We start from the raw sequence: 25,958 nt of genomic DNA on the forward strand, positions 1-25,958 counted from the left end.
ACCTCTTTGACTGTTCGGCCCAACCTAGGGGAAGATTGCAAAAGGTAAAGTCATGCTTTGGGGTCCGTAACCGACCGGACCTTGCCGCGCTCCAGCCCCAACTGGTTTTCGCGCCAGATGACGACAGCATTGCCTGCGATCACCAGTGCGGCCCCGATCAGGATTGCAAGCGTTGGCAGTTCGTCGAACCAGACATAGCCGATCACGATCGCAAACAGCATGGTTGCATAGTCATAAGGTGCCAGCATCGAGGCCTGGCCAAACCGATAGGAGGATGTGACCAAAATCTGCGCAACGCCGCCGATCAGGCCCATCATGACCATGATCAGAGCCTGATTCCACGTGGGCATCGTCCATCCCCAGAACGCTGTCAGCGCGGAAAGAAGCGCCGCGGTCATCGAGAAATAGAACACGATGGCCGCAGGGTGATCGACCTTGACCAATTGCCGGATATGGATCTGAACGAAGGCACGGGCGAGGGTTGCGCCCAACACGCATAACGCGCCGATGGTGGCGGCGAGTTCCATCTCGGTGGTGCCAAGACGTGGCCAGATCATGATCAGGACGCCCAGCAGACCCAAAGCCACAGCGCCGATACGGATAAGCCGAATGCGTTCGCCCAGCATGACGGCGGCCAGAATCAGGGTGAAGATCGGCGTCGCATAGCCGATTGCGGTGACTTCGGGCAGCGGCAGCAGGCTGAGGCCGGTAAAGGTAAGACCCATGGCGCTGGTCCCCAGAACGCCACGCCAGAAATGGCCCATGGGTTTCTTGACCACAAAGCCTTTCGACAACTCCCGTCGCGCGATGAGCCAAAGAATGATCACGGGGATAGCGAAAAGGGACCGAAAAAACACCAATTGGCCCGGTGGGAACTCATCCGACAGTGCTTTGACCAGCGCGGACATCGACGTGAACAGGAACAAGGCGCACAGCTTCAGCGTTACCGCAAGCAGAGGTCGATGCGAAGTTAAGGGTTTTGTCATCGGCGCGAACCTGCGCCTTTGCCGGGCAAAGATCAACGGGTGGGTTCAGCAATTCACCCAGGATTGCGGCAAGGAACAGCCGATCTCTTCGGCGAATTCTTCAAGAAAGCGGATCATGCGCGCGGTGCGTTGCTCGGCAATCAGTCGGCCGGTTTCGGTTAGCATGTCACCCGGCAGCCGCAGCAGCTTCACCTTCCAATGGTCGAGCGAGAAATGAAGGTCGTCCAGTGGCCGGACTTGGGCAAAAGGATCTGCCGTGTCATAAAGAGTGCGCCCCAAGGCTCCGGAAACGGAAAAGTTGCGGGCGATGCCGATGGCGCCCAGGGCGTCAAGCCGGTCCGCATCGCGCAGAATGCGCGCCTCGATCGTTTCAGGGGGGATATTGGCCGAAAAACTATGGGCTTCGATCGCGTGCCGGATCGCGCGGATCTGATCGGCTTCAAACCCGATTTCCTTAAGAATAGGCTCTGATTCCGTTGCGGATCTGCGCGAGGCAAGATGCCGGTCGGGATCGTCCTTGGGCAGATTTACAAGGTCGTGCAGATAACTTGCCGCCAGCAGCACGGACATATCGGCTTGATCATCCGCGATGGCCCGGGCGTTGGTCCACACACGATCAAGATGGGCCAGATCATGGGCCGGATCCGTTTCCATGCGATGTGCGACCACAGCACGCAGGCGGGTGCGCAGATCAGCCGATCCGTCCACGGTTCTCTCCGATCTGGCCGCGATGCAGCAGAAGGTGGTCGAGGATCACGCAGGCCATCATCGCCTCACCCACTGGAACAGCGCGGATCCCGACGCAGGGGTCGTGACGGCCCTTGGTGATGATCTCGGTCTCTTCGCCTGATTTGGTGATGGTTTTGCGCGTGGTCAGGATCGACGAGGTCGGCTTGACCGCAAAGCGCACGACGATGTCCTGCCCGGTCGAGATACCGCCCAGAATCCCGCCCGCATGGTTCGAGCTGTATTGCGGGCCGTTCTGTCCCATGAAGATTTCGTCGGCATTGGCCTCGCCCGTCAGTTCAGCCGCGGCCATGCCCTCGCCGATCTCGACACCTTTGACGGCATTGATCGACATCATCGCTGCGGCCAGATCAGTGTCTAACTTGGCATAAACCGGCGCCCCGATCCCGGCGGGGACACCGCGCGCAACGACTTCGACCACGGCCCCGACCGAGTTGCCGGACTTCCGCAGATCATCCAGGTACGCGGCCCAGTCTTCTGCGGCGGTTGCATCGGGTGTCCAGAACGGATTCTGTTCGATCTGGGACCAGTCGAAGTTGGCGCGGTCGATCTTATGCGGCCCGATCTGGGTCATGTAGCCGGTGATCTGCACGTTGGGCGCGATCTGTTTGATCGCTTCACGCGCCAGTCCACCTGCTGCAACACGTGATGCTGTTTCCCGTGCCGAGCTGCGCCCGCCGCCGCGATAATCCCGGATGCCGTATTTCTGCCAATAGGTGATATCGGCGTGCCCCGGACGGAACTTGTCGATGATATCGCCATAGTCTTTCGAGCGCTGATCGGTGTTCTCGATCATCAGCTGCACAGGCGTTCCGGTGGTTTGCCCTTCGAACACGCCGGACAGGATTTTCACCTGATCGGGTTCGCGCCGCTGGGTGGTGAACTTGTTCTGCCCCGGTTTGCGCTTGTCCAGCCAGTGCTGAATCATGCCCTCGTCGATCGGAACGCCGGGCGGGCAGCCATCGACCGTGGCGCCCAAGGCGGGTCCATGGCTTTCGCCCCAGGTGGTGACGCGGAAAAGATGGCCAAAGCTGTTCATCGACATGGGGCGTGCTCCTTTGAGCGTCGTGATTAACGGCGAGAGCCTGCCGCCTCAAGCGGATTTGCGAATTGGTGGGCGCCACCTTGCGGTGGCGCGAATGAGTATTTCTGAAAAGATGAAGATCAGGCGGCCTGCGTCAGCACCGCTCGGGTCGCTGTGATTTTCAGCGCGGCTTGTGCGGCTTCGCGGCCTTTCTCGACAAAATGCGCACGGTAGATGGCGTTGTGGTGATCCGTCTCCTGGTATTGGTGCGGCGTCAGGGAAACGGACAGGACCGGCACGCCTGTATCCATGCCGGCGCGCATCAAACCGTCCACGACGGCCTGGGCCACGAAGTCGTGCCGGTAAATGCCGCCATCCACGACGAATGCGGCGCAGGCAACAGCGGCGTAGCGGCCGGTTTGGGCCAGATCGCGGGCCAGCAGCGGCATCTCGAACGCGCCGGGAACGTCGAAAACATCGACCTGATCGGCCGGGATCAATTCAAGAAATCCGTCAAGCGCGCGGTCGACGATGTCGGAATGCCAGTTGGCTTTGACAAAAGCATAGCGGGTGTGTGTCATCGTGGTCTCCTTTCAGTTTGGTGGCCTGCTGGCGGTTGCGAACGGTTTCGCTGCCAGCCCGGCATGACACGTCACCCAAGGCGATCACGAGCAGGCGCGCCGGTTCACCGGCACGGCTTGCACGTTCTCTTCCATCCGGACTTTGACCGTCGGCTCTGGCCTCTCACCAGATCTGCTGACACTCGTTCGTGGTTCCACGCTTTGTCCGAATACCGGCTTCTGCCTTTCGGATCGTGGACACGGCAGAGCCGCTCGCGGGCTTACGGGTCATGGCCCGCATACCGCCGGTGGGGAATTCCACCCCGCCCTGAGAACGAGGCAGACCTTGCCAAGAACCAACCCCATCTGCAAGAGATTTGGCAGGAGGTCGCCCATGCACCCAAATCCAGCCTTCCGCGCCGAGGATCGTGCGCGTCATATTGAATTCGCCCGTGACCGGGCTTTTGGCGTTCTGGCGATTTCCGACGACGGCGCACCATTGATCAGTCACGTGCCCTTTCTGCTGTCTGAGGACGGTGCGGTGGCCGATCTTCATCTGGTGCGATCAAACCCGATTGTCCGTATGCTGTGCGGGCCGAAAGTGGTCAGGATCGCTGTGCAGGGACCTGATGGCTATGTCTCGCCCGACTGGTACGGTGTCGCGGATCAGGTTCCGACATGGAACTACGTTGCCGTGCACCTGACCGGAAGGCTTGAGCTGCGCCCGCAGGACGAGCTGCGTGATTTGCTGGACCGACAATCTGCATTCTTTGAAGATCGACTGCTGCCCAAAGCGCCATGGGTCACCGGGAAAATGTCTGATGACGCCTTGGCCAGAATGATGCGGATGATCGTTCCATGCCGGATGCAGGTAGAGGATATCCAGGGCACCTGGAAACTGGGCCAGAACAAGCCGGAGGAGGCAAGAATCGCTGCTGCCGATAATGTGCCCAACGGATTTGGCAGTGAAACCGGTCAGCTGGCCGCCTTGATGCACAAGGCGTAACCAGCACCGGGAAACAGGATTACTCGGAACTGAAAGTTGCCAGATAGGCGGCGATATCTTCCGCACCCTTCTTCAGTTTGACACTCATGTTAGGGCGGGCGGTTTCGTCATCCAGATACTCTTTGATGAAACCGATGGGGTCTTTGGAATAGGCGGCGATGTTTTCTTCGGTCCAGATCAGACCTTCTTCGCCGGCGCGGATCATGTCATCGGTGAACATGCCGACAGGCAGGCGCGCGCTGCCATAGCGATAGTCTTTTTCGGACCCGGCGACACGTCCGACGACGCCATAGAGATTCGGGCCGGTGATTCCGCCTTTGACCAGGACTTCACCGTCCTTGATGATCGCATGACACGAGGAGCAGCGGTTATACATGGCTTCACCTTTCGCCGGATCGCCTGCGGCAAAGGATTGCGTGGCCAGAGCTAATGTGAACATCGCAGCGGCCGAAGTGACTTTTGACATAGGGGTCTCCTTGCAGGAGTTCGCGCGTTTTTTGCGCTGTCCGGTATTCGCGCAGAAAGTGCAACTGCGATATCGCGCTCAATTTTTAATTTAAATCATCTATTTGGCGGATATGATTTTCCCGGCAAACAATCGTTGCTTTGTGATGCTGATTGTCCAGAATACGCCCTCAGATGACTGACGGTCTGGTGGTCAGAATCGGGCCGGATTGCGGCTGCTAAGCGGGGTCGTAGTTCGAATCATCCCCCGGTGATTCGAAGTCGCAGGCAAAGTTGCGGGCAAGATTCACCAAAAAAAGCCCCTCGTCATGTGCATGAAGGGACACATGCGGCGTATTGCGCATTTATGAACGCTGGACGAACACTATTCTCCCCGATAGTAAGCGCGGTTAAGACACCGCATTCGTGCGGTGCGCGAGCTATTTGCCCGTCCGCGGGCGCCAGATAATCGGAGATAACCTCGTGTCCCACGCAGAAGACCACGAAGGCACCCGCAGAGATTTCCTGTACTACGTCGCTGGCGGCGCAGGTGTCGTTGCAACGGGTGCAGCCGTATGGCCCCTGATCAACCAAATGAACCCATCGGCAGACGTTCAGGCGCTGTCCTCGATCCGTGTGGATGTGAGCGGCGTCGAGCCGGGCACGCAACTGACGGTAAAATGGCTGGGGAAACCTGTTTTCATCCGTCATCGCACCGGTGCCGAGATTCAGGAAGCCCAGGAACAGGACGCCGAAGGCGTTGATGCGCTGCCAGATCCGCTGGCGCGCAACTTCAACCTGAGCGCCGATGCGCCCGCGACTGACGCAAACCGCGTCATGCCGTCTCCGGAAGGCGAAGCACCGGGGGCCTGGATCGTGCAGATGGGCGTATGTACGCACCTGGGCTGTGTGCCTCTGGGGGATGCCGGCGACTTCGGTGGCTGGTTCTGCCCGTGCCACGGCTCGCACTACGACCTCGCCGGTCGTATCCGTAAAGGCCCCGCGCCTGAGAACCTGCCTGTCCCGCCCGCAGAATGGGTGGACAACAGCACAATCAAACTCGGCTAAGGGAGACCCAAACTTATGTCCGGAATTCCCCACGATCATTACGAGCCGAAGACAAACGGCGAGAAATGGCTGAACAGCCGTCTGCCGATTGTCGGCCTGCTGTACGACACGCTCATGATCCCGACCCCCAAGAACCTGAACTGGTGGTGGATCTGGGGCATCGTTCTGGCGTTCTGCCTGGCGCTGCAAATCGTCACCGGCATCGTACTGGTGATGCACTATACCCCGCATGTCGATCTGGCCTTTGCCAGCATCGAGCACATCATGCGCAACGTGAATGGCGGTCACTTTATCCGCTATCTGCACATGAACGGCGCGTCGCTGTTCTTTGTTGCGGTTTACATCCACATATTCCGCGGCCTGTTCTACGGCTCGTACAAAGCCCCGCGTGAAATCACATGGATCATCGGTATGCTGATCTATCTGATGATGATGGGCACCGCCTTCATGGGCTATGTTCTGCCCTGGGGTCAGATGTCCTTCTGGGGTGCGACCGTGATCACCGGCCTGTTTGGTGCGATCCCGTTTGTCGGCGACGCGCTGCAAACCTGGTTGCTGGGCGGACCTGCCGTGGACAACGCCACGCTGAACCGCTTCTTCTCGCTGCACTACCTGCTGCCGTTCATCATCGCGGCGCTGGTCATCGTTCATATCTGGGCCTTCCACACCACCGGCAACAACAACCCCACAGGTGTTGAAGTGCGCCGTGGATCGAAAGCCGAGGCCGAGAAAGACACGCTGCCGTTCTGGCCGTATTTCGTGATCAAGGACCTGTTCGCACTGGCCGTGATCCTGGTCGTGTTCTGGGCCATCGTCGGCTACATGCCGAACTATCTGGGCCACCCGGACAACTACATCGAAGCCAACCCGCTGGTGACACCTGCACACATCGTTCCCGAATGGTACTTCCTGCCGTTCTACGCGATCCTGCGCGCCTTCACCGGTGAGGTCTGGGTCGTTCAGTTCGCCAGCTTCATCACCGGCGGCATCATCGATGCCAAGTTCTTCGGTGTTCTGGCGATGTTCGGTGCGATCCTGGCCATGGCGCTGGCGCCCTGGCTGGACACCTCGAACGTACGTTCGGGCAAGTACCGTCCGATGTTCAAATGGTGGTTCTACCTGCTGGTCATCGACTTCTTTGCCCTGATGTGGCTGGGTGCGATGCCCGCGGAAGAGCCCTATGCGACCTTCTCGCTGATCGCGTCCGCCTACTGGTTCGCCTATTTCTTCGTGATCCTGCCGATCCTCGGAGTGATCGAGAAGCCTCTGGCCCAGCCCGAGACCATCGAAGAAGACTTCAACGCGCATTATGGCAAGGCTGACGCCGACGCCACGCCGGCCGAGTAAGAAGAGGGACCGGAAACATGTTCAAGAAACTTGCAATCGGCGCCGCGTTTGCTCTGGCCCTTGCGCCCGCCTCGACCTTCGCGGCAGGTGGCGGTGAGCAGCATATCGAAGATTTCGCGTTCTCGTTCGAGGGGCCCTTCGGCACCTGGGACAAGCACCAGCTGCAACGCGGCCTTCAGATCTATACCGAGGTCTGCGCGGCCTGCCACGGCCTGAAATATGTGCCCCTGCGCGATCTGGAAGCGCTGGGCTATTCGGAAGAAGAAGTCATCGCTTATGCAGCGGGCAACTTCGAAGTGTTCGACCCCGAGCTGGACGATTTCCGCCCGGCCATCCCGACAGACCACTTCCCGGCCAACAACGGTGTCGGCGCACCGGACCTGAGCCTGATGGCCAAAGCCCGCGCGGGCTTCCACGGACCTTACGGTCTGGGCATCAATCAGCTGGTCAAAGGCATGGGCGGAGCCGAGTACATCGCCTCTCTGCTGGACGGTTACACCGGTGAAGAGAAGGAAGAGGCAGGCACTGTCCTCTACGAGAACAAAGCCTTCCCCGGAGGCTGGATCTCGATGGCGCCGCCGCTGGCGGATGAACAGGTCGAGTTTGCTGACGGGCATTCGAATTCGGTCGAACACATGTCCGAGGACGTCGCGGCGTTCCTGATGTGGGCGGCCGAGCCGAAGATGATGGAGCGCAAGAACGCCGGCTTTGTTGGCGTGATCTTCCTGACCGTTCTGTCGGTGCTTCTCTATCTGGTCAACAAGCGCCTGTGGGCTCCGCATAAGGGCAAGAAATCCGCCTGATCCGTCTAGGGTAAGTTTAAGGAAATTCAAAAGGCCCCGTGCGTCGCGCGGGGCTTTTTCTTTGAAACCGCTCGACAACTTGTTCCTTGACGCGAACCCCGTGCAACACGACGCTGGTTGCATTGTAGAAGTCATTTTGGAGTGAATTGTCATGAACGCTTTGTCGAATGCCGCGAAACTGCGCGAGGCCTTTGCCAGATGGAACGAATCCAAGGGTTCGGATCCGAGCATGTGGGACGATTACACGACCGAGGATCTCTGCATTCGGTCTCTTGGCGACGGGAAAAACGGGCTGGACTTCAGTTGCGCCCGCAAGGGGCAGGATCAGATGCATCAATATCTGAAGGAATTGACGGATGCCTTCGAAATGGTCCACTGGACGTTGAAGGACACCATAGCCCAGGACGACCGGGTCGTCGGTGTGGGTGTCACGGCATGGACACACAAAGCCAGCGGCCAGACGGTCGAAACGCCGGTCGTTGTCATTTGCAGGTTCCGCGGCGACCGGGTCTGCGAATATCAGGAATTCTACGACACGGCCGCCCTTGCTGACGTGGCCGGGCAATGAATGGCGGCCGACGCCGCCATCACGCGATCAGCTGGGTTTGACTGTGACCGGTGATTGCCGCCGTGACGATCTCACCCTCGGTCCGGGGGGCCGAAAAAGACACTTCGGTGAATTGCTCGGTCCGGCCCATATGGGGGTTTTCCATCAGGATGTGATGGGTCTTGCCGATTTGCTGCGACAAGTGCTTTGAGACCTGAGCGTCGCCTGCCGCACGCAAGCGGGCAGCGCGATCCTTGATGACCGTTCCATTCACCTGTTGCGGTATGCGGGCTGCCGGGGTGCCTTCTCGTTTGGAATAGGGAAAGACGTGCAGCCAGGTCAGGTCGCAGTCGGTGATCAGCTTCAGCGAGTTTTCGAAATGCGCTTCCGTCTCGGTCGGGAAGCCTGCGATGATATCCGCGCCGAAGGTCATGTCGGGGCGCAGCTTGCGTGCGTCCTCGGCAAAGCGGATGGCGTCGTCGCGCAGATGGCGGCGTTTCATCCGTTTCAGGATCAGATCGTCGCCATGCTGAAGCGACAGGTGCAGGTGCGGCATCAGGCGTGGCTCGGTCGCGATGGCCTGCATCAGATTCTCATCAACCTCGATCGAATCGATCGAACTGATCCGCAGGCGTGGCAAATCCGGCACCAGTTTAAGGATGCGCATCACAAGATCGCCCAGCTTGGGGCTTGCGGGCAGGTCGGCGCCCCAGGATGTCAGATCGACCCCGGTCAGAACGACCTCGTTATAGCCCCGGTCCACCAGCCGCTTGATCTGATCCACCACCACACCCGCCGGGACGCTGCGCGAGTTGCCGCGGCCATACGGGATGATGCAGAAGGTGCAGCGATGATCACAGCCGTTCTGAACCTGCACATAGGCGCGCGAGCGGGTGCCGAACCCGTCGATCAGGTGCCCTGCCGTTTCGGTGACCGACATGATGTCATCGACCTGCACGGCCTCGGTCTCGCCGATGAAATCGGCGGCCATGCCCTTCCAGGTCTCGGGGCGCATCTTTTCCGTGTTGCCGATCACCGCATCGACCTCGGCCATTTCGGCAAAGGTCTGGGGTTCGGTCTGTGCCGCGCAGCCGGTGACGATCAGGCGAGCATTCGGGTTTTCGCGGCGCAACTTGCGGATTTCCTGCCGGGCCTTGCGCACGGCCTCAGCCGTCACGGCGCATGTGTTCACCACCACAGCGTCCGTCAGACCGGCCTGCTGCGACAGCTCTTTCATCGCCTCGGTCTCATAGGCGTTCAGGCGGCAGCCCAATGTGGTGAACTTGGGCGGGTTCATCCCAGCGACCTCAGAAATTCAGGCGTCAGAGTGCCAGAGAAAACGTGACACGTCGGCCCGGTCATCCAGACACCATCGTCGCGCCAGTCAACCCAGAGTGTGCCGCCATCCAGATCGATCTGTACTTTGCGCCCGGTCAGCCCCCGTCGCGCGGCGGCTACGGCCGTTGCACAGGACGACGACCCGGAGGCCAGAGTGATGCCAACTCCGCGCTCCCATACGCGCATACGGATGTGATCCGGGCCGATGACCTGGGCCACCTGGACATTTGTGCGTTCGGGATAAAGCGGGTGGTATTCGTAACGCGCACCGAACTCTGCCAACGGGATCGCTTCGGCGTTCTCAACGAAGAACGTGCAATGCGGGTTGCCCATTCCCGTTGCCGTCGGAGTTCCTTCGATTGGCAATTTCAGCGTGTCCATCTCTTCTGCCAGCGGAATTTCGCGCCACTCCAGCTGCGGGTGCCCCATGTTGACCGCAGTAAGCCCATCGCCGGCATCCTGCGCATGAAGGGTTCCGCGTTCGGTGGTGAGCGTCAGCGCAGAACGACCCATCTCATCCATAAGCAATCGCGCAATACAGCGGGTGGCGTTGCCACAGGCAGCAGAGGTTGATCCATCGGAATTGTAGAACACCAGATGCGCGTCGGCTTCACCATTTTCGATAACGGCCAACTGATCGAATCCCACACCAAATTGCCGATGCCCGATTCCTTTGGCCAGCGCCGGTGTGATCGGAGCATCCTGCGCGCGTGCGTCAACGATGACAAAGTCATTGCCCAGCCCGTGCATCTTGATGAAGGGCAATCCGGTGTCGAGTCTCTGTTGCATGGCGGGCATATATCGTTGGTCGGAACATGAATCCACCCTGTCGCGAAAATTCCTCAAAAAAGGGGTTGACCCTCCAGCGCCACCTGCCTAATTAGGCCGCCTATCGGGTTGCCGGAAACACGCGTTGTTACGGCGAAACGAGGCGCAAAATAAGGGCTTGAACCTGGTTGGGGAATTGCCGTAAAGAGCGCCACGGATCAACAGATCCAACAAAAGAGTGGGCCGTTAGCTCAGTTGGTAGAGCAACTGACTTTTAATCAGTGGGTCGCAGGTTCGAATCCTGCACGGCTCACCACTTTTTTCTAAGTTAAAATAATGTGTTATGCGCTGTAGAGATTGTGTTGCTACTTGCTCAGCAAGAACAGTTGCTTTGAATGGGGGACAAAAGCCGCTGATTTCTAACCCTAGTTCAAACCCGTAGCCAGCCTAGCTGATGTCAGGTTTTTTAAGCATTCCTTCAAAGGAAGTGCGTCTGCATCATCTTTCGTCAAAAACGCTGACCAGCTTTCATCGGCGAGTGTTTATTGATTTGCGCGGGCGGGTTATGTGCAATGATGGCCTCGTTCCAGGCCTCGACACACAAGTCAACATGCGTCATGTCGTTGGAACGACAGCTCAGAGCCTTATACGACGCCTAGACCGCGATCGCCACGAGATTCAGGAGTCCGGTCTTGACTGGCACGAAGGCGATGTCCGCGCAAGCCCGCTTAGACAAGCCACAACACAAGGCAACATGCGATTGATCCGAGGGACAGGCTTCCAACAACCAATTGCAAGTGGAAGCGAGATGCCGGTTGGGCGCTGTGCGCTTCCAATCGGGAATACACGCGGCGGGCGTTCATCCACGCTCCCCAATAGATCAGCAGCGAGATCAACACAAAAAGAGTGGCTGCAGCCTTCGCCAGCCACTCGGGTTCGACGGCGGAAAATACGGCCTTGAGGCCAAGGGCAATGGCCACGCATGCCATTCCGGTTCTCATCCAGCCAGCAAACGTACGCTCATTTGCCAATATAGTGCGGTCTTCGGCCCAGTCGGTCCGCTCCTCGGCCAAGTTTTGGCTTTTCGTGTTATTTTCAGACATTGCCGCCCTTTGGACTAGTCACCAGATCGGAATGTGCAGGCTTGCCGGTTTTTCGGCAAGCCTGCCCAAGACCTTGAACGCGCACAGTTGGGTCGCAAAACGACACACGCGCCCGGTCACCGCGTCAGCTTGATTTCGAGATCGCCCGCAGCATCCAAGCTGCCTGCTCATGAAATGCCGAACGTTCGGTCGCCAGATCTTCGGTCACGACGTCTTTGCGGCTTCCTGCAAGCTCGGTCAGGGCGTGCAGGCGGTGCGCCACCCGCTCGTGATCAGCAGCCAGATCTTCGATCATGTCGGCGGCGGACAGGTCCCCTTCGCAATCCTTGATGGCCGAGAAATCCAGGATGTCGGACATGCGCGAGGGCGCCAGATGTCCCAGCGCGCGGATGCGTTCCGCGATCTCATCAGCGGCGGCGAACATGTTTTCGTACTGTTCTTCGGTCAGCTTGTGGATCGAATAGAACAGCGGGCCTTCCACGTTCCAGTGATACGCATGCGTCTTGAAGGTCAGCCGGTAGGTGTCGGCCAGAACATCAGCCAGACCCTTGGCCAAGGGTGCGGTGTCGCGCACGCCAGTGGAAACGGGTTTTTCGTTCGGGACAACGTTCAATGCGTCGGTCATGACAACTCCTTTTTTCTACTGGGGAAGAAACACCCAAAGCCTGGCGTTGTTCCACTTTCGACGAAAAAAATCAGGTGACAGTGGGCATCCCGCCATCAGCGGAATAGTCGACCGAAACCCGCAGCAGGGTTGGAACGGCGACATCGGCCGCAGCCTGCAGCGCAGGAGCAAGTTTGCTGCGGCTTTCGATGTCGTGGTAGACCCAGCCAAAGGATCGGGCCAGCGACTCCCAATCTGGATTGCCGAAGGAAAACTCGCGCGCACCAGGCTGTTTTTCGTCGATCAGACCATAGCCGTTGTCTTCCCAGACCAGAACAGTAACGGGCACGCACAAACGGGCCGCCGTCTCCATCGCCTGAACGTTCATCAGGAAATCCCCATCACCGCAAACGGCGATCACCCGACCCTCGTCCAACAGACGGGCCGCCTCGATCGCTCCGGGCAGCGCAAGGCCCATACCGGCCAGGCCGTTCGGAATGATGATTTGGCCTGCCCGGCGTGCTTGAACCTTGCTGGCGACCCACAGTTTGTGCAGGCCCACGCCAGACAACAGAACGTCGCTTTCGCGAAGCGTTTCGGAAATCGCCTGACAAATGTCCGACGGCGCGATGCAGGCGGCATCGGAAGCTGTTGCTCCACCTTCCAGCGAGGCGTCAATCTTCCGCTGGAGACCTTTGAACCAGCTTTGTGCGGGACGTTCGGCCGTGGCCTTCGCCAGAACGTCGATGCAGTGCGGAAGGTCGCCAGTCAGAGCGGCCTTTACCGGCCAGTCCACATCAACAGTCGAGGCCACATCCGAGATCTCGAGAACCGGATTCTGACCGCCCATAGAGATGTTCGAGGGTGGATATTCGACCGGGTCAAACCCGATGGCAATGATCAGGTCGCACAGGTCGAAGGCTTCAGACACCAATTCTTTGCCCGGTTGACCGATCGAATGCAGCGAGAGCGGGTGCCTCGGAGGCAAAACGCCTTTGGCCATGAATGTCGTGACGACCGGGGCAGAAAGGCTTTCTGCAAGTGCCCGAACGTCGCTTGCGGTGCCGGATCGGATCACCCCGTGTCCCGCAAGGATCAAGGGCTTTTTCGCCTCGGCCAGCAGGCGCGCGGAGCGGATGACCGCATCGGCCGCCGGTCGCACCTCGGCTGGCGGCGGCGCCACGAAGGGTTCGGCCAGAATCGGGACCTCGGCCAGATCCTCGGGCAGAGAAAGATGGACGGCTCCGGGCTTGTCGAGCTTGCTTAATCGCACGGCCTCGGCCACGACTTGGGGGATTTCATCCGCGACCATCAGCGTTCGGCTCGACTTGGTGACTGGCGCGAAGAGTGCTTCGAGATCGATGATCTGATGGCTTTCGCGGCCCAGCCTGGACCGCGCACCCTGCCCCGTGACGGCGATCAGCGGCACATGGTCAAGCGTGGCGTCAGCCACACCGGTGACAAGGTTGGTCGCCCCAGGTCCAAGTGTCGAGAGGCATACCGCGGGGTTCCCCGTCAATCGACCATGAACCGATGCCATGAACGCCGCCGACTGCTCGTGCCGGCACAGGACGAAGTCGATGCTCGACTTGTCGATTGCGGCGATCAGATCGGTTGTTTCCTCACCCGGAACACCGAATGCACAGGTCACGCCGTTGGCTTCCAGGCAGGCAACCAGCAATTCGGCGGCGGTTTGGGTATGGATGGCATCTTTCATAGGGCTTTGAACCTCGGGGTACCGTTTCAGGGATTGCGGATGCGCGGGGGCTTACCCACGGATCAGCCGCAAGATCAGCGAACCGATGAACAGGACCAGAAAGATCACGAAAAGGATCTGCGCGATACCGGCCGAGGCCGACGCGATGCCGCCAAACCCGAAGATGCCAGCAACGATAGCAAGTGCGAAAAAGATCAGCGCCCAAGACAACATGGGATTTCCTTTCATTTCTGTGATTGCTGATGGGTCAACGCTTGGAACCCCGGATTGGTTCCGGGTTTGTTTTGGTGGAACCATTGGCGACCGCCCGCGTTGGGTTGATGAAAGGAGATCTGACATGACACAGAAAACGGCGAAGAAGACCCCTCAGGACACTCCGCATGCAGAGATGGCGGCGCGGATCGACGAAGTAGCCAAGGAGGCCAAATCAGCGTTGGAAGATGGCGTAACCGCAACGCGTGACACGTTGAAGACGGCGCGCGACGAGGCGCAAAAGCAGCTGACACAGACATCCGAGAAGGGCGCCGCATTCGTGCGCGAGAACCCGGGTCTGGCTATGGTCGGAGCGTTGGGCGCGGGTGTCCTGCTGGGCCTCGCGTTGCGCAAAGCGGATCGCGGTTAGAACACGCGATACTTTGCGACCGATATGGGCATCGAGTACGTATTGCCGGCCATGCTCGGCTTGGGTTTGGCCGGTCTACTGATCTGGTTCTTCATCAGGAATCGTTGACAGCGCTATTCGTCACTGCCATGCCAACCAACCCGCCATCCCAAAGACCCAAAGCGCCTCAGCCGCGCTTTGGGTCTTCTTCTATTTCGGGTTTGATCTGGGCATAGGCCAGCATCGTGAAGACAGCGGTTCCTCCGATGATGTTGCCGGCCAGAACGGGCAGGAAAAAGCTGAAAACGGCCGCGCCTGGTGGCAACTGCCCCTGAAGCATCAGAACCGCCATTTCCACCGATCCGGCAACGACGTGGGTAAAGTCACCGGCCGCAATCATCCAGGTGAAGATTACGATGACTAGCACCTCGTTGTTCTGTGCCGAAGGCAGCATCCAAACGATCGCCGCAATCAGGATCCCCGCCGGTATTCCGCGCAGAAAGCCAACCCAGGCGCCCATGCCGGTGGCGTGGTGGCTCAGGTCGTTGATGACCGCGACGAGTTGGGGCGACAACACCGGCGTATGGATCAGGAAGGCAGATATCGCAAACGCCCCCAGCACATTGGCACCCAGAACGATTGCCCACAGCCTCGCGGTTTTGGTGAAGCACGCGACGGACGGATTTATCATGGCTGGAACGACGGTCGTAATCGTGTTCTCGGTGAATAGCTGCATCCGCCCCAGGATGACTAAGACAAAGCCGAGGGAATAACCCAGGTTCTCGATCAGAAAGCGCCCGCTGGTTTCGGGCAGATGTGCCCGCAAGATCGCTTCGCCCAGCACCGAAAAGCTGATCAGCACTCCAGCGGCAATCCCGGACCAGAACAACGCTTTGGTCGGGCGGTCCAGTTCCTCCTCACCGTTTTGGCGGATGGTCTCGAATATCAGGCGCGGAGACAGCCCGGACGCTTCTTCGACCGCTTCGCGCTCACTCTCTTTCTCGACAAGATCGTCTCGCGGCGCGTTGTGTGTATTGGACATTTTGACCCCTTGTATCGACCTTCAAACCCAACGTTCTGCCGGTCGTTTTGGTTCCATCAGGCGCAAAAATCCTCAAGCCTCGTGCGAGAACTGGGATCACACCCAGATCTTTGTCGGGAACTTTTAGCCACCTATCGCGTTGTGTCCTTGTAGGAACAACGACACGTAATTCGAAAGGAACTTCGGTATGGTGGAAGTATATGGCATTGGCGGTCTGATCGTCCTGGTTTTGTCGATCTGGGCCATTATTTCGATCATCGGCTCGTCTGCGACGACCGGTGCGAAAATTCTGTGGGTCCTTTTCGTTCTGTTGCTTCCGGTTATCGGATTCATCTGCTGGCTGATCTTTGGCCCGAAGGCCGCGCGCAGCGCGATCTGATCAGCGCGGAAATTGTCGGTACAAAAAAAAAGCGCGGCATCGGCAGCGCTTTTTTGAGTCAATTGTAAAGATGGTGAAATGGGCCTTGTGCCAGTTCACCCAGGATCAGCGCCGATCTTCAAGCCGTTCCCACTGAAATCAATGGCTGCGATCTTGCGTGCAAGATCTGCGGCCGTGAAAGGCCGTATCAGTGCCGCGCATTCAAATTGCGCTTGCACCTCGGGGGACGGGTCCAACAGCAACAGTGCACTGCCGCGTTCGACCAACAGCCGCGCGACGGCGTCAAATGACGTCTCACTTCTGCGATAGCTCAGAACGCTCAAGGCCGGGGCGAATTTGGGATCCTGCCAGAAATGCCCGCCCGCGTGCAGCTCGCGGATATGGACAATGCGATCGGTTGGAACTGCGGGGATGGCGTCACTGATGTCCGCTGCTTCGATAAAGTTTTCCGTAACAATCAAAACATCTGCTACGCTGCGGGAAGAGGCTTCCATAAATACCATCCTGAAATCTGTTCGATGCCACCCTAGGGCAGTCCCACAGCGCCGCAATAAACTATGACACAGCAACGAAAAAATTCTCTGATCGCATGTAGGGACTGTCCGCTGAGGCAGATGGACGTCTTCCTGCCGTTCTCGGAAGACGACCTGCGATTCATGCAGGGTTTCAAAACCGGTGAGATGCAGGCCGAACCCGGAACACAACTGTTCATCGAGGGCGCGAAATCCGCGCATCTGTTCACGGTTCTGAGCGGGATGGGCGTTCGTTACAAAACGCTCGAAAACGGTCGCAGGCAGGTCATAGGCTTTGTGCTTCCAGGCGATCTCGTCGGGCTGCAGGCTGGCGTCATGGGCGAGATGCGGCACTCGGTCGAAGCGACAACCGCGATGCGGCTGTGCGTTTTCAATCGCTCGCGGCTGTTCGAGTTATATCAGAACCAGCCTGATCGCGCCTTTGACCTGACATTCCTGGCCGCCGTCGAAGAGCATTTTCTGGGCGACGCCCTGACAACAGTCGGCCAGCGCGGCGCGATCGAGAAGATCGCGTGGAGCCTGCACCGCTTCTACACAAGGTCGCAGGCTGTCGGATTGGCCAAAGGCTTGCAGTGTCCGCTGCCCTACCGGCAGCAGGATCTTGCGGATGCGTTGGGCTTGTCGCTGGTTCACACGAACAAGACCCTGCGCCGGCTGAAGGATCTCGGTCTGGCCGAATGGTCCAACAATGTGCTGCAGATTAACGATCTTGAGGGTCTAGCCGAGCTTGGCTTGGTCGAAATCACCGAAGCCGTTCCGCGCCCGCTGATCTAAACGTGGCGGATGGACAGGAATTAAAGAACCGCCGACCGAAAAATCGGCCGACGGCTTGATCACATGCTTTGCGACTGAGGAGCCGTTTTACGACCCTTCGTAGGCCGGCATATCCTTCAGCATCTCCTTGTCAGCGTGAACGAAGGCATAGGTGTTGTCACCATTGACTTCACGCATCAGCGACACGCGCGAGAAATCGATCAGAACATCCTTTTCCCCCAAGCCGAGGAACCCGCCAACGCCGATCACGGCCCCATCTACCGATCCGTCCATGTCGACGACGACCTCTTCGATCTCGCCGATCCACTCTTGCGAGACGTCATAGACGCGCATGCCGGTCAGATCTTCGGCCGGGATGGTGCCTTGGGCAACGGGGACATAACCCTTGATGTCGATGGTGGTTGGGTCAACCGCATCGGCCATCTGACCGGCTTTTTCGCTGATGTACTCACCGGTTGCTTCGGCTGCTTGGTCGACGTCTTTCGCCGTGTTCTGCGCAGCGTTCTTGATATCCTGCGCGGTATTGGACAGCGCATCACCGGCTGCCTCGGCTGCCTCTTCCAGGTTCTTGCCGACTTCTTCGACATTCGAGCTTTCTGCATAGGCCGATGCCGACATCACCAGAACGATCGAAGTTGTGGTCAGAAAACGTTTCATAGCTCACTCCTTTGGTCTGTTCTGACCGCATTTCCCGCGGTCTTGTTGAACAAACGAATGACGGCCCGACTTGTTCCCAAAAAATTTCAGAAATATTTGTTTTGAAATAATAAAACCGCGCAACTGCGCGGTTTTACAAGCCGTGTCCAGACCTTCAGACCGGGTGCAGCGGGTCGGAAGACCTGGATAGAACCATGTAGTGTTCGTCGTCGGGAATATTGCGTAACTCAGCGAACGGAACACTTAGGATATCGGGTCGCCCGTCGATCAGAAGAAACCGCAGTGCCTTGGTGTCAGGGTCGAACTCAATCTCCTTGAATCTGCCCAACTCACCAGTCGCGTCAAACACTGGGTTGCCCTGCAACTTCGTAAACCATCGGAAGTTGCTAGCGGGTGGCGTGGGTTGCGGGCGTTGGCGGAGAGCGTCATTCAGGACCGCCGCCAACACAACCGGCGCAATCGCGTTGCCGAACGGCCCTACGACCAGGGGCGGCAGGCCTTTGATGTCCACTGCAAGGGGATCTTCGCCTCCTTCGCGTTGTCGAAGATGATTCACTTGGTGTTGGGATAACGCGCACACTACCTCGCTTGCACCAAGTTCGAGCGTATCGGCGGTGAAAGCCACCGGGTCATTCCCTCCGGCCACGCTCAAATTGACCAAGACGTACTCCAACTCGGTCTGCCCAGCGCGAATGGCGATATCGGAAATGCGACCAATTGCGTGGTCGGTTCCAGCTGGGACAACGGGCGTGTTGATGAGGGAAGACAGTTTCATGGCGCTCGTGATTACCTGTTGGGGTCGATCTTGGGAGTCTGTGGGGCGCCATTGACTTTATGCCGCCCCGCGAGATGTGCGCATCCACCTTCGGGCTACATGTCCTTGATCAGGCGATCCACGATTTCCCGAACGTCTTCTTTCGAATCTCCGTATTTTTTTTGGATGATGCCTTCCAGTTGCTCGCGATCGCCGCGCGCTTGTTCGATTTCGTCATCGGTCAAATCGCCGAAACGCTCGATCAGCTTGCCTTTGAATTCGGTCCAGCGTCCAAGAATTTGGTCCCAGTTCATCGTAAATTCCTTTCGATTGCTTCGTCGCTGTCAGTGAAACGCACCAAACTCGAACTGGTTCCGGGCACCGGCGATATTTCTGCGTTGGCCCGAAAAATGGGGGTTCGGGCAGATACCGAACTGTGTCCTCAGTGGCGTTCGAACTGGTCTTGGGAACAATCTCGCCTTCCATGCGTTGGAGGACCGAGACCTCAACACAGGAGATCGAACCATGCCACGTCGAACCGAGACCACGGAGAAAGCAAAAGCCCATGCCCAGGATCTGGCCGGCAAGGTCAAGGACACCGTGACCGCCGAAGCCTCGGCCCGGGCCGAATCACTGAAGGACAGCGCAGCGCAGGAGGTTGAGAGCGCCGCTCATGCAGCCGACGCAGCTGCCGATGCATTTCCCGACCAATCGGTGCAGCATCAGGTCTTGTCGAGGATTGCGGACAACATGGAAGCTGTGGCTGGGCAAGTCCGCTCTGCCGACTTGGCCAGTATGAGCCGAAAGGTGTCTGATTTCGCCCGCGAAAACCCGCTGTTGTTCGTCGGATCGGCTGCCCTGGCCGGGTTTGCCGCGGCCCGTTTCCTGAGCGCGCGCAATACGGGCGCGGCCCAATCCGCATCTTTTGGTGCAGATCCTTGGGATATTGATCCGTCGCTGCCGCATGGGACCTCGGTCGATACCTCGGGCCACACCAGCGCGTTGGCGCGAATGAATGGTGGCCGCGATGCATAACCCCAACGATCTGCGATCTGCACCGGGGCTTTTGGCAAACGCGCTCAAACATCTGTCGGGTTTGCTTCAGGCTGAGGTAAAGCTTGCCAAGGAGGAGTTGTCCCGAAACCTGACGCGAGCGGGCTTAGGGCTGGCCTGCCTTGGCATTGCTCTGATCCTTTTGATGATCGCACTGAACCTCATGGCGACATCTCTGGTCGCATATATCGCCGCCAATGGTTTTTCGGTGGGTATGGCCTCGTTGCTCGTTGGCGCGGGCTTGGCACTGGTTGCTGGGTGCCTGGCGCTTTTTGGCCGGTCCCGCCTGTCCGCTACCGCGCTGGTCCCCGAGCAAGCCATGAAAAACCTGCAGCGCGACATCGAAGCGATGAAGGAGTCGACCCATGTCTGACCTGACACCTCTTGAAACGCAGATCGCATACGAACGCAGCGCTCTTGCACGCTCGCTGAATGCTCTGTCGGATACGCTGGCACCGCCGCGCCTGGCAGACGAGGCGAAATCGACGCTCGAAGCCTATGGCGGGCAGATCGGCGCGCAACTCTGGTCCGCGGCTCAAAAAAACCCGGCCGCCTTTGCTCTGCTCGGTGCAGGAGCAGCCCTTTTGGTTGCGGGTCCCGGGTCTGGCGCAAAAAGAACTCAATCCCCGCCCCAGGCCGTACCTCCGCAGCAGGCCTTCGACGGGTTTGACCGGCGTGTTGCCGACGCTGACAGCCGCATGAAACAGGAGATGACCGGAATGACTGAACACAGCCAATCTGCCAGCGTGCTGTCCGCCGCCTTGGATCGTGGTCTGGACAAGCTCTCACCCCAGGCCCGTGCCCGTGTGATCGAAGCGCGCAAGGCCGCAATCGGTGCGCAGCAAGCGGTCGAGAAGCGTGCGCGGAAGGCGGCGAAGGCCTCGCAGACCTTCGTCCATGATCAGCCTCTGGCGGCCGGAGCATTGGCGCTGGGCGTAGGTATTCTGGCTGGCGCTCTGCTGCCCAACACTCGCAAGGAGGACAAGCTGCTGGGCCATCGGCGCGATCAGCTGATGCGTCACGCCCAAAAGGTTTTCAACGAAGAACTGGACAAGCTGCATGCCGCGGCCAATGCACGGCTGGATGACGCGGCTGATCGGGCCTCTGACGCTTTGCGCAGTCAGTGAAGCGCGCCCATGCCAACTGTCTTCAGCTCTCCATCGGCCTTGCGTGCAATGCTGGCGATCCTGACCGGGATCGCCATCATCACCGCTTTGTACCTGGCCCGGTCCATCGTCGCTCCGATCACCTTTGCGTTGGTTTTGGGGGTCGTGGTCGCCCCGCTTGCCGACAAGCTTGAGAAGGTCGGTTGCCCACGTGTGATATCCGCCTCGGCACTGTTGTTCGTGACCAGCACCGTCATTGTCGCGGCGTTCCTTCTGCTCGAACCATTGCTGTCCACGCTGGTCGAACAGTTGCCTGCCATCAAACGCGAGTTGCGCTCTTGGGTCGCCGCGATGTCCGAGTTCATTCGGGGTATCGAAACGCTTGGACGCGAGATCGAGGAAACCGTCGGGGCCGATGGGGCAGCGGAAACGGAGTCCGCCCTTCCGTCGGTGATGGATGCCTTGTGGCTGGCGCCCAATTTCGGATCAAAGATCCTGATTTTCATCGGCACGCTGTTCTTCTTCGTTTTGACCCGGCCCGAGCTCTATGCCGCAGCCGGTCCCCTGAAAGAGCGGCTGTATCTGGCTGACCGCGCGGTCTATCGCTATTTCGCTGCTGTGACGTTAGTCAATATCGGCCTTGGGACTGTTACAGCTGTGGCCTTGGGGCTGATCGGCATCAATGACGCCGTGGTCTGGGGGGTGGCCGCCGGCCTTCTGAATTTTGTGCTGTATCTCGGCCCGCTGATGATCCTGACCGGCCTTCTGATCGCCGGTTTAACCCAGTTCGGTGGAGCCGCGGCCCTGTTGCCCCCCCTGGTTTTCCTGGCGATCAATCTTTCTGAAGCACAATTCGTAACACCCGCCTTCGTCGGCCAACGTCTGCAGGTGAACCCGTTGGTCGTGTTCATCGCCATCATCTTTGGGCTTTGGCTGTGGGGGCCGGTCGGCGCCATCGTCGCACTCCCGATCCTGCTGTGGTTCGGCGTGTTGATGAACCCCGAGGTCATGAGCCCGGTCGCGCCCACCTAAACGATGTTTTCAGTGACCCCCGGAAGCGGTTGCCGCATGTCGCGCGCAACGTCGGCGTCATGCGGGACCAGGAAGCCGCTGCGCGCTTCGGGGCGCCGCACGCCGTTGGCCTGTACCTCTCGCCCCCACCACGCGAACATGGCATCGGGCTCGATCGGTTTGCTCAGATCATCCGAGAACCACCAATGGTCCACCAGGGCCTGCCGCAGAACCGCGACCCGCTGCCGGTCGGTGACCCGAAGGGCGACTTCTGTGTCCCACCGCAAAGACCGTCCGTTCAGGTTGGCGGACCCGACCAAAGCATGATGGTCATCCACCACCAGAACTTTGTTGTGAACGTGAATGATCGGAGAGCCGCTCAGAACTTCAGCGCTGGCATCGGCCCCACTGGCCGAAATCGGTTGGACCGGGGTCGACACCGAAACCCGGTCTTGGAACCCCTGCTGAATGATCTCCAGGCATTTGGCCTGCAGGTCCAACCCGTATTGCGCGTCCAATCCGTCATGGCCGCCAAAGGCCACTTCCTCGGGCAAGGCTGGTAAAACAAGTACCAGTTTCAGATCCTGCTTGGAATGGCCCGCCTCAGCCAAGGCCTCGGCCAGCCGGGTTGATCTGAAATACTGGGTCTCGATGTGCAGAAGTTGCCGCGCGGCTTGAAAGGCGGCTATGTGCTCATCCTCGATCTCATGCGCGATAGTCTTTGGCGACAGCCGCCAGAATGCAAACCGGCGCGGGCTGGACAGGGTGCGGCGCAGGTGGGTTGCCTGTGGGGCCGTTTGTCCGGTTGCGATTTCATGTTCGAACCGGTCGATATGGCGCGCGGCCTCGGCGGCCTCGGGTCCGCGGACCAGCAATTGAACGTCTGACCAGGTGTTTTTGGCCAGACGATCGTGATCCGGTGTGTCAAAGCGCCTTTCGTTCAAGTCCAATCCGCCGAGGTAGCAGATCTCATTGTCGATCACGGCGACTTTCTGATGGTGCGACACGGTGTGAAGCCTGGGTAACGTGTCCGACCCCAGCCGTACTGCCTGCCGTTCGCGTCGTTCGCGGGACAGCTCCTGAATCCGCTGCGCCTTTTTCCGAAGAACCGCCGGCAACAGCGCGGCCCACGGCAATGCGCCAGCCTGTGCCGGGTGCATGGACACGCGAACGGTCAAGCGCGAGGCGATTTCTGGACCCAGGATTTCCGCCAGCGCAACCGCCTGCCGTTTCGTGCGCCAGCTCAGCTCGTGCAACTCGGTCGCGAAGATCGGGTCGAAATCGCTGATGACCAAATGAAACGTTACACCCTTGCGGATGACATGCTCGATCAGGTCAAACCAGGCATCGCCGATCTGGCGCGCCTCGTCGCTGCGCAGCCGTGTCATGAAATCGAATATCCGAAAACTTGCCTTGATCTGGTGCCGGGCCTCAAGAACCGCTTTTTCCAAGGCGGGCCAGGCTTGCGCGGCCGTAATCAGGACCTCAAAGTCATTCTGCTGCGGCACGGGCATCACCGCCTCTCTCATCCGCAATGGTCTGAGGTTCGCTATCGCCTTCTACTTCGGAGATTTCGAAGGTCACCTCATACACATAATGTGATGACGTCTCGGTTATGGTTTCGGAACCGTCCAATTGGCGGAGGAAGGCCTGCATCAGCCGTTGACCGATCCCGCCGCTGTGGAACAGATCCGCACCGTCGTCCGACTGCCCGCGCGTGTTGGAGATTTTCAGGTGCAGGGTGCTCTCGTCGGGTCGGGTCAATTCCACCGAAATTGTCGGCGGTCCGTCCTGCGGAACGCCTACGTATTTGACCGCGTTCGTTAGTGCCTCGGCCACCAGCATCGACAGCGTGACGGCCTGATCCTGCCCCAGTTCGACCGGCGCGATCCGGCAGTCAACCTCGACCACCTGACCCAGAATTGGCGGTCGATGCGCCAGTTCGGCGACCAAATGCCCGATCAGAGCCTCGGTGTTGATCGTCGTCATCTGCGAGTTCTGGTTCAGGGTCTGGTGCACCATGGCCAAGCCGCGAACCCGACGCTGCAACTGTTCCAGCAAGCGCCGGGCCTCGGGGGTTTCGGCCTTGCGCAAATGCATGTTCATGATCGAAGCGATCAGTTGCAGGTTGTTTTTGACGCGATGGTGCACCTCGCGCAACAGCAGCGTTTTCTCGACAAGGTCCCGGTCGTGTTGCGCCTCCGCCTCGCGGATCAACAAGACCATGCGGTTGAATGCAGTCTGGATCTGCTGAAACTCCTGCGGCGCGTCTTCCAGGCTTTCAATCGGATCGCGCTCACCCAGCGCAAAGCGGCGCACGGCCGAGCGCAGGCTGTCCAGGTGACGGATCACCAACCGGTGCAGGCCCCATAGCGCCACCCCCAGACCCGTTACCCACATCAGGATCGGAAAAGCAATGGTCAGGGCAGTTTGGCCGGCGCCGACCGAGGCGAGCGCCGCCTCGCGTGGCCAACTGCCAATCACGGCGACTTCGCCCGGAATGATGCTGGCAACTGCAAAAACCCGATCCTCTCCGTCGGCCGTTTTAGCCGAAAATGTTTTGCCGGAACTGGACAGAACCAACAGGTTTTCTTTCGCGGGCGGTAGGAATGGTTTGACCTCATCCAATCCTACATTTGATGACAGCACTTCTCCGGTCGCGTCGAAAATGGCAACGACTACGTCACTTCCAGTATTGCCAACACCCAAGGGAGTCCGCGCCAGCGCATGAGGTATCGAGATGGAAACGAACCCCACAAGCTCGGTCCTGTTCAGGACCGGTTGGGTCACGATGATCACCGATTGCCCGGTCGCCGCGCCGGCACGATTGACAGAAAACGTAAGCTGCGGATTTTCCGAGATCTGCCCGAAACCGGGCGCGTCCGACAAATCGATGTCCTTCTCGACGGTTGAGCAAGCCATGACCCCGTTTGGCTGGATAAATCCGGCAAATACAAACTCGGGCTGGCGTTCGACGAACCGGCGCATAAGGCCCGAGCAAGCGGCTTTGTCCATACCTCCAGTCGAAAGCGCGGCGGTAAGTCCCGAACTTGCACCAACAGCTTTTTGCAGTAGCTCCCGCTCCCGACTGGCAGCTTCGATGGTGCGCGCCAGAACCGAGGCCCGCGATCTTTCGTCGGCCTCGGTAATCACGGCGCGTGTCTGCAATACCGCAATCAGCCCCGAAGGCAGAAGCGCCAAGGTGACCAGCGCGGCAAGATAAACGGTCAGGCTGCGCGGCTTCGCATCCATGAATCGTCAGGCCGCCGGTTGCGACTGGACGATTGACGCCGTGACGGCATCGGTCAATTCGATGGGTTCGTCGTCATCCAGATCCATAAGTTCGGCCAGTTGCGCGCGGGCCCGGTTCACCCGGCTTTTGATCGTTCCAAGAGCGACGCCGCACATCTCGGCTGCTTCCTCATAGGAAAACCCTTGTGCACCGACCAGCACCAGGGCTTCGCGCTGTTCATCCGTCAGTTGGTCAAATGCAACAGCAAAATCCTTCAAGGCCAAGCGTCCGTCATGGTCGGGCTTTTGCGACAGGCTTTCGGCCATCGCGCCATCCACATCCTCGACCTCGCGCTTGCGCTTGCGGCGCAGGGAAAAATAGGTGTTCCGGACGATGGTGAATAACCACGCCCGCATGTTGGTGCCTTCCTGAAACGAGTCGATGTTGCTCCACGCCTTGATCAGCGCATCCTGCACGATGTCATCGGCAACAGAACCGTTGCGGCACAGGCTGATCGCAAAGGCACGCATCGCGCCGATATGTTCGACAAGCTCTTCTCTGGGATCAACCATCCGAGCCTCCCGCGTCACCCGTTTTGGGAACACTGGTCTGGTTGCGCAGTTTTTCGAGAAGATCGACGAACCGATCCGGAACCGGTTCGTTGGCTACCTCATCGAAAGCCCGCTTGAGGTTTTCGTCGATCCGCTTTTCTATTTCTTGCCGATGTTCTCGGCTGGGCTGTGGTTTTGTCATG

32 protein-coding genes, 1 tRNA gene and 1 riboswitch are annotated in these 25,958 nt (G+C 59.0%); of the genes, 13 read left to right on the forward strand and 20 right to left on the reverse strand.

Features of this window, described 5'->3' with window-relative positions; all coding sequences use genetic code 11:
• Window positions 1-50: 50 nt before the first annotated feature.
• The 4 genes from AC2FFD_RS14075 to AC2FFD_RS14090 all read right to left on the reverse strand — a co-directional run bounded on the left by AC2FFD_RS14075 (window position 51) and on the right by AC2FFD_RS14090 (window position 3,338).
• Window positions 51-986: a DMT family transporter gene (locus AC2FFD_RS14075; protein ID WP_496873386.1), complete on the reverse strand. Its 936-nt coding sequence runs from the start codon at window positions 984-986 to the stop codon at window positions 51-53.
• Between the two features lie 45 nt (window positions 987-1,031).
• Window positions 1,032-1,694 carry an HD domain-containing protein gene (locus AC2FFD_RS14080; protein WP_496873387.1) on the reverse strand — a complete coding sequence of 221 codons (663 nt, stop codon included), beginning with the start codon at window positions 1,692-1,694 and terminating at the stop codon, window positions 1,032-1,034.
• On the reverse strand, window positions 1,678-2,778 hold the full coding sequence (gene aroC, locus AC2FFD_RS14085; RefSeq protein WP_496873388.1) for a chorismate synthase: 1,101 nt from the start codon (window positions 2,776-2,778) through the stop codon (window positions 1,678-1,680). Before aroC ends, AC2FFD_RS14080 begins: the two co-directional genes overlap by 17 nt.
• 119 nt (window positions 2,779-2,897) lie before the next feature.
• Window positions 2,898-3,338 (reverse strand): 6,7-dimethyl-8-ribityllumazine synthase, encoded by a 441-nt coding sequence (locus AC2FFD_RS14090; RefSeq protein ID WP_170347485.1) that lies wholly within the window; start codon window positions 3,336-3,338, stop codon window positions 2,898-2,900.
• 119 nt (window positions 3,339-3,457) lie between these two features.
• Window positions 3,458-3,657: riboswitch (FMN riboswitch) on the reverse strand.
• Between the two features lie 54 nt (window positions 3,658-3,711).
• Here AC2FFD_RS14090 and AC2FFD_RS14095 point away from each other — a divergent pair.
• Complete coding sequence (locus tag AC2FFD_RS14095; protein ID WP_257599608.1) at window positions 3,712-4,323, forward strand: FMN-binding negative transcriptional regulator; 612 nt, start codon at window positions 3,712-3,714, stop codon at window positions 4,321-4,323.
• Window positions 4,324-4,342: 19 nt separating this feature from the next.
• On the opposite strand, the gene AC2FFD_RS14100 is transcribed toward AC2FFD_RS14095, so the two are convergent.
• On the reverse strand, window positions 4,343-4,789 hold the full coding sequence (locus AC2FFD_RS14100; RefSeq protein WP_425079893.1) for a c-type cytochrome: 447 nt from the start codon (window positions 4,787-4,789) through the stop codon (window positions 4,343-4,345).
• Window positions 4,790-5,250: 461 nt separating this feature from the next.
• Here AC2FFD_RS14100 and petA point away from each other — a divergent pair, with 461 nt between their 5' ends.
• From petA to AC2FFD_RS14120, 4 genes are all read left to right on the forward strand, one after another.
• Window positions 5,251-5,835, forward strand: a complete 585-nt coding sequence (gene petA / locus AC2FFD_RS14105; RefSeq protein WP_170347482.1) for a ubiquinol-cytochrome c reductase iron-sulfur subunit — start codon at window positions 5,251-5,253, stop codon at window positions 5,833-5,835.
• 15 nt (window positions 5,836-5,850) lie between these two features.
• On the forward strand, window positions 5,851-7,182 hold the full coding sequence (petB, locus tag AC2FFD_RS14110) for a cytochrome b (RefSeq protein ID WP_257599606.1): 1,332 nt from the start codon (window positions 5,851-5,853) through the stop codon (window positions 7,180-7,182).
• A 17-nt stretch (window positions 7,183-7,199) separates the two neighbouring features.
• Entirely contained in the window at window positions 7,200-7,985 is a 786-nt protein-coding gene (locus AC2FFD_RS14115) for a cytochrome c1 (RefSeq protein ID WP_170347480.1), read from the forward strand.
• A 151-nt stretch (window positions 7,986-8,136) separates the two neighbouring features.
• Window positions 8,137-8,553, forward strand: a complete 417-nt coding sequence (locus tag AC2FFD_RS14120) for a nuclear transport factor 2 family protein (RefSeq protein WP_496873389.1) — start codon at window positions 8,137-8,139, stop codon at window positions 8,551-8,553.
• Window positions 8,554-8,572: 19 nt separating this feature from the next.
• Here AC2FFD_RS14120 and mtaB read toward each other — a convergent pair whose 3' ends face one another.
• Window positions 8,573-9,829 carry a tRNA (N(6)-L-threonylcarbamoyladenosine(37)-C(2))-methylthiotransferase MtaB gene (mtaB, locus tag AC2FFD_RS14125; protein WP_496873390.1) on the reverse strand — a complete coding sequence of 419 codons (1,257 nt, stop codon included), beginning with the start codon at window positions 9,827-9,829 and terminating at the stop codon, window positions 8,573-8,575.
• Window positions 9,826-10,668: a diaminopimelate epimerase gene (gene dapF, locus AC2FFD_RS14130; RefSeq protein ID WP_496873391.1), complete on the reverse strand. Its 843-nt coding sequence runs from the start codon at window positions 10,666-10,668 to the stop codon at window positions 9,826-9,828. Before dapF ends, mtaB begins: the two co-directional genes overlap by 4 nt.
• A 210-nt stretch (window positions 10,669-10,878) precedes the next feature.
• On the opposite strand from dapF, the gene AC2FFD_RS14135 reads away from it, so the two are divergent.
• Window positions 10,879-10,954 (forward strand) — tRNA-Lys (locus tag AC2FFD_RS14135).
• A 412-nt stretch (window positions 10,955-11,366) separates the two neighbouring features.
• Here AC2FFD_RS14135 and AC2FFD_RS14140 read toward each other — a convergent pair.
• The 4 genes from AC2FFD_RS14140 to AC2FFD_RS14155 form a co-directional block, all read right to left on the reverse strand.
• Complete coding sequence (locus tag AC2FFD_RS14140; RefSeq protein WP_496873392.1) at window positions 11,367-11,741, reverse strand: YidH family protein; 375 nt, start codon at window positions 11,739-11,741, stop codon at window positions 11,367-11,369.
• Window positions 11,742-11,865: 124 nt separating this feature from the next.
• Window positions 11,866-12,366: a Dps family protein gene (locus tag AC2FFD_RS14145; RefSeq protein WP_496873393.1), complete on the reverse strand. Its 501-nt coding sequence runs from the start codon at window positions 12,364-12,366 to the stop codon at window positions 11,866-11,868.
• Between the two features lie 70 nt (window positions 12,367-12,436).
• Window positions 12,437-14,062, reverse strand: coding sequence for an acetolactate synthase large subunit (locus tag AC2FFD_RS14150; RefSeq protein WP_496873394.1), 1,626 nt, complete (start codon window positions 14,060-14,062; stop codon window positions 12,437-12,439).
• A gap of 51 nt (window positions 14,063-14,113) precedes the next feature.
• Window positions 14,114-14,275: a DUF1328 domain-containing protein gene (locus tag AC2FFD_RS14155; RefSeq protein WP_093961673.1), complete on the reverse strand. Its 162-nt coding sequence runs from the start codon at window positions 14,273-14,275 to the stop codon at window positions 14,114-14,116.
• Window positions 14,276-14,399: 124 nt separating this feature from the next.
• Between AC2FFD_RS14155 and AC2FFD_RS14160 the strand changes: the two genes are divergently transcribed.
• Window positions 14,400-14,684 carry a hypothetical protein gene (locus tag AC2FFD_RS14160; RefSeq protein ID WP_425079904.1) on the forward strand — a complete coding sequence of 95 codons (285 nt, stop codon included), beginning with the start codon at window positions 14,400-14,402 and terminating at the stop codon, window positions 14,682-14,684.
• Between the two features lie 166 nt (window positions 14,685-14,850).
• On the opposite strand, the gene AC2FFD_RS14165 is transcribed toward AC2FFD_RS14160, so the two are convergent.
• Window positions 14,851-15,705: a formate/nitrite transporter family protein gene (locus tag AC2FFD_RS14165; protein WP_171616519.1), complete on the reverse strand. Its 855-nt coding sequence runs from the start codon at window positions 15,703-15,705 to the stop codon at window positions 14,851-14,853.
• 187 nt (window positions 15,706-15,892) lie between these two features.
• On the opposite strand from AC2FFD_RS14165, the gene AC2FFD_RS14170 reads away from it, so the two are divergent.
• Window positions 15,893-16,084 (forward strand): PLD nuclease N-terminal domain-containing protein, encoded by a 192-nt coding sequence (locus AC2FFD_RS14170; protein WP_093961670.1) that lies wholly within the window; start codon window positions 15,893-15,895, stop codon window positions 16,082-16,084.
• A 95-nt stretch (window positions 16,085-16,179) separates the two neighbouring features.
• Here the strand turns inward: AC2FFD_RS14170 and AC2FFD_RS14175 are convergent, their stop codons facing one another.
• Window positions 16,180-16,578 carry a hypothetical protein gene (locus AC2FFD_RS14175; RefSeq protein ID WP_171232984.1) on the reverse strand — a complete coding sequence of 133 codons (399 nt, stop codon included), beginning with the start codon at window positions 16,576-16,578 and terminating at the stop codon, window positions 16,180-16,182.
• A gap of 63 nt (window positions 16,579-16,641) precedes the next feature.
• On the opposite strand from AC2FFD_RS14175, the gene AC2FFD_RS14180 reads away from it, so the two are divergent.
• Window positions 16,642-17,391 (forward strand): Crp/Fnr family transcriptional regulator, encoded by a 750-nt coding sequence (locus tag AC2FFD_RS14180; RefSeq protein ID WP_171232983.1) that lies wholly within the window; start codon window positions 16,642-16,644, stop codon window positions 17,389-17,391.
• An 87-nt stretch (window positions 17,392-17,478) separates the two neighbouring features.
• Here AC2FFD_RS14180 and AC2FFD_RS14185 read toward each other — a convergent pair whose 3' ends face one another.
• From AC2FFD_RS14185 to AC2FFD_RS14195, 3 genes are all read right to left on the reverse strand, one after another.
• A complete protein-coding gene (locus AC2FFD_RS14185) occupies window positions 17,479-18,048 on the reverse strand; it encodes a PRC-barrel domain-containing protein (RefSeq protein ID WP_171230037.1) in 570 nt (189 codons plus the stop codon).
• A 154-nt stretch (window positions 18,049-18,202) separates the two neighbouring features.
• Entirely contained in the window at window positions 18,203-18,823 is a 621-nt protein-coding gene (locus AC2FFD_RS14190; protein ID WP_496873395.1) for a PRC-barrel domain-containing protein, read from the reverse strand.
• A gap of 95 nt (window positions 18,824-18,918) precedes the next feature.
• Complete coding sequence (locus AC2FFD_RS14195; protein ID WP_171116905.1) at window positions 18,919-19,116, reverse strand: CsbD family protein; 198 nt, start codon at window positions 19,114-19,116, stop codon at window positions 18,919-18,921.
• A gap of 211 nt (window positions 19,117-19,327) precedes the next feature.
• Here AC2FFD_RS14195 and AC2FFD_RS14200 point away from each other — a divergent pair, with 211 nt between their 5' ends.
• The 4 genes from AC2FFD_RS14200 to AC2FFD_RS14215 are packed head-to-tail and all read left to right on the forward strand — an operon-like array spanning window position 19,328 to window position 21,993.
• A complete protein-coding gene (locus AC2FFD_RS14200; protein ID WP_480685768.1) occupies window positions 19,328-19,837 on the forward strand; it encodes a hypothetical protein in 510 nt (169 codons plus the stop codon).
• Window positions 19,830-20,228: a phage holin family protein gene (locus AC2FFD_RS14205; protein WP_171172682.1), complete on the forward strand. Its 399-nt coding sequence runs from the start codon at window positions 19,830-19,832 to the stop codon at window positions 20,226-20,228. Before AC2FFD_RS14200 ends, AC2FFD_RS14205 begins: the two co-directional genes overlap by 8 nt.
• Entirely contained in the window at window positions 20,221-20,982 is a 762-nt protein-coding gene (locus AC2FFD_RS14210; RefSeq protein ID WP_171725984.1) for a DUF883 family protein, read from the forward strand. The genes AC2FFD_RS14205 and AC2FFD_RS14210 overlap by 8 nt, the downstream gene beginning before the upstream one ends.
• 9 nt (window positions 20,983-20,991) lie before the next feature.
• A complete protein-coding gene (locus tag AC2FFD_RS14215) occupies window positions 20,992-21,993 on the forward strand; it encodes an AI-2E family transporter (protein WP_496873396.1) in 1,002 nt (333 codons plus the stop codon).
• On the opposite strand, the gene AC2FFD_RS14220 is transcribed toward AC2FFD_RS14215, so the two are convergent.
• From AC2FFD_RS14220 to AC2FFD_RS14235, 4 genes are read right to left on the reverse strand one after another with little or no spacing between them, the layout of a single operon-like run.
• A complete protein-coding gene (locus tag AC2FFD_RS14220) occupies window positions 21,990-23,486 on the reverse strand; it encodes a phospholipase D family protein (protein ID WP_496873397.1) in 1,497 nt (498 codons plus the stop codon). The two genes, AC2FFD_RS14215 and AC2FFD_RS14220, sit on opposite strands and share 4 nt — an antisense overlap.
• A complete protein-coding gene (locus AC2FFD_RS14225; RefSeq protein WP_496873398.1) occupies window positions 23,464-25,224 on the reverse strand; it encodes a sensor histidine kinase in 1,761 nt (586 codons plus the stop codon). Before AC2FFD_RS14225 ends, AC2FFD_RS14220 begins: the two co-directional genes overlap by 23 nt.
• Before the next feature lie 6 nt (window positions 25,225-25,230).
• The gene (locus AC2FFD_RS14230) at window positions 25,231-25,776 is read right to left on the reverse strand and encodes an RNA polymerase sigma factor (protein ID WP_480685774.1); all 546 of its coding nucleotides are present in this window, start codon (window positions 25,774-25,776) and stop codon (window positions 25,231-25,233) included.
• A complete protein-coding gene (locus tag AC2FFD_RS14235; RefSeq protein WP_480685776.1) occupies window positions 25,769-25,957 on the reverse strand; it encodes a NepR family anti-sigma factor in 189 nt (62 codons plus the stop codon). Before AC2FFD_RS14235 ends, AC2FFD_RS14230 begins: the two co-directional genes overlap by 8 nt.
• Between the last annotated feature and the right edge of the window lies 1 nt (window position 25,958).

It is taken from the genome of Ruegeria sp. YTSC002 (assembly GCF_059609845.1).